Origin of the sequence: Pseudoalteromonas lipolytica (assembly GCF_001306915.1) — a bacterium.
Classification (GTDB): Bacteria; Pseudomonadota; Gammaproteobacteria; order Enterobacterales; family Alteromonadaceae; genus Pseudoalteromonas; species Pseudoalteromonas simplex.
The window spans coordinates 1-2598 of record NZ_LJTC01000025.1 but is presented as its reverse complement, the minus strand read 5'-3'; the positions used below and the strand labels follow the sequence as shown (position 1 = coordinate 2598).

Genomic DNA, 2598 nt, shown 5'->3' with positions numbered 1-2598 from the left:
GGTTAACCCTGTCAGTGACCAATCACCATTGGCATCGGTGGTTGCCGTATATGTCACACTGCCACCGCCTAATAAGGTTTGGGTGATGGTCACTGTGCTACCGGCGGGTAAATCTGATGTACCACTTAAGGTCACCAGTTGACCCAGTAAGAAGGTCGGCACAAAAGCAAGCTCCGGTGGAATGGTGTCGACTTCACCACTGTCACTGGCACTGCTGTTATTACCTGCTGCATCGCTGATACTAGCACTGACTGTGTAGTTGCCATCAGCTAAGGCTTGCCCTGCTTCGGCGCTCCAATTACCTGAAGCATCAGTGGTGACTGTTACGCTATGGCTGATACCATCAGCATCGGTAAAGGTCACAGCGAGTGAGGTATTGGCTAAGTCTGAGGTGCCAGTGACCGTCGGTGTATTGTCGTTGGTCAGCGCTGGCGCATCAATGCTAATCGTTGGTGCCGTCACATCAATGGTGCCTGTTTCAGTATCGCTGCCTTCGTTACCCGCCGCGTCGCTCACGGTGGCCACCACGGTATAATCCCCTTCGGCTAATGCCGTACTTGGCTCAACAGACCAACTGCCGTCCGCTTGCACCGTCGCTGTCGCACTTTGTACATTACCGGCACTGTCAGTGATAGTAAGCAGCACTAAGCTGCCCACAGCCGCTCCGGTGGTTTGCCCACTGATGAGCGGTGTCACATCATTACTATCGGCCAAGGTATCAAGGCTAATCGTCGGTGCGGTAATGTCGATTTCACCAGTGGCACTATCGGTGCCAGTATTACCGGCTGCATCGGTGACTGAAGCATTAACAGTAAAACTACCTTCTGCCAGTATTGTGGTTGCAGACACTGACCAACTTCCGTTCGCTAATACCGTAGCGACTAAAGTTTGTGGGTTGCCTTGTGAATCAGTAATGATCACTGTAACTGTGCTTCCTACCGGTGCATCCGTTGTACCACTTATTGTTGGGGTTGTATCATTGGTTTGTGCAATATCATTAATTGCAATGGTAGGAGGGGTTAAATCAATTGTTCCTACAGCAGAGTCTGTACCTTCAACGCCACCTACTGTAACGCTAGCAGTAACCGTAAAATCCCCTTCAGTTAATGCATTATTAGCAGTAACAGTCCAAATACCACCTGAGACACTTACTGTCAGTGTTTCAACTGGATTGGTGCCATCATTTATAGTCACTGTTACCGTACTGCCGTCAGGAGCACTGGTTGTTCCTGAAATAGTAGGCGTTGTATCGTTCGTTTGGCCTAGGGCATCAATTGAAATACTAGGCGCACTGGTATTCAAGGTGAAATTCTCTGTTGCTGAGGCGCTATTTCCTGCTGCATCTTCTACTGTAGCAACCACGCTGTAGTCATCATTCGCTAACGATGAAGAGGTGACAGACCAATTACCAGCACCATCAACGGTTGCAGTCAAACTGATCTCACCACCACTGGTATCTGTTAATACAAGTGAAATAACAGTGCCTGCTGGCTCCGAAGATGTACCACTAATAGTTGGTGTTGCGGTGTTAATTGTGCCTAGATTGTTGATTGTAATGAGAGGCGCTGTAGTGTCTATCGTTCCAGAGCCTGTATCACTCCCTGTATTACCCGCAGCATCTGTGATTGTTGCAGTAATTGTATAGTTACCATCAGGTATTTCAGATGCGTCTGTTTGCCATGTGCCTGCAGCACTTACAACAGCTGTAAAACTATAATTATCGCCATTACTGTCTGTAACTATAATATTTACAATTGTGCCCGCAGGCTCGGTAGATGTACCGCTGATTGTTGGGGTATTATCATTACTTAAGCCATTATCATTCACAACGACTGTAGGATTTACCGTATCAATACTACCTGAGGCACTGATTGTTGTACTATTGCCCGCCACGTCACTCACTGTTGCTGACACAGTGTAATCACCTTCGGCTAAACCGTTTGGCACTTCGCTAGTCCAGGTTCCATTACTGCCCACTGTGGCTGAGAAAGTTTGTACCACACCGTTACTATCAGTCACTGTGATAGTTACTAACGCGCCGATTTCATTACTTGTGCCGCTTAAAGTTGGCGTCACATCACTGCCCGCCCCAACGCCCGTTAAGGTTAAGCTTGGTGCAACGGTATCAATGACCCCAGTCACCGTTTCTTCTGTAAGGTTCCCCACCCCATCACGCACACTGGCGTCAACAGTAAATTGACCATCAGCTAAGACCGTTGTTGGACTCACTGACCAATTACCGCTGGCATCCACTGTCGCTGTTAGGGTGCTGCTATCACCATTGGCATCGGTGACGACCACAGTCACTTGTGCACCTTCACCTGCATCACTGGTACCACTGATGAGCGGTGTATTGTCATTTCCTATTGCATCCACATTAACGGTGAGTGTCGGTGGTGTACCATCAAAGTCACTTGAACTGATAGTACGTACATTGCCTGCAGCATCCGATGCACTGGCTGTTATCGACGCTAGGTTCGCTAACGGCACGGTTAACCCTGTCAGTGACCAATCACCATTGGCATCGGTGGTTGCCGTATATGTCACACTGCCACCGCCTAATAAGGTTTGGGTGATGGTCACTGTGCTACCGGCGGG

At 48.8% G+C, this 2598-nt stretch carries 1 protein-coding gene; it reads right to left on the bottom strand.

Annotated features, from left to right (window positions below; translation table 11 throughout):
* Positions 1–2583, bottom strand: a 2583-nt coding sequence (locus tag AOG27_RS20825; protein ID WP_152967178.1) for a beta strand repeat-containing protein, incomplete at its 3' end; no start/stop codon positions are given.
* Between the last annotated feature and the right edge of the window lie 15 nt (positions 2584–2598).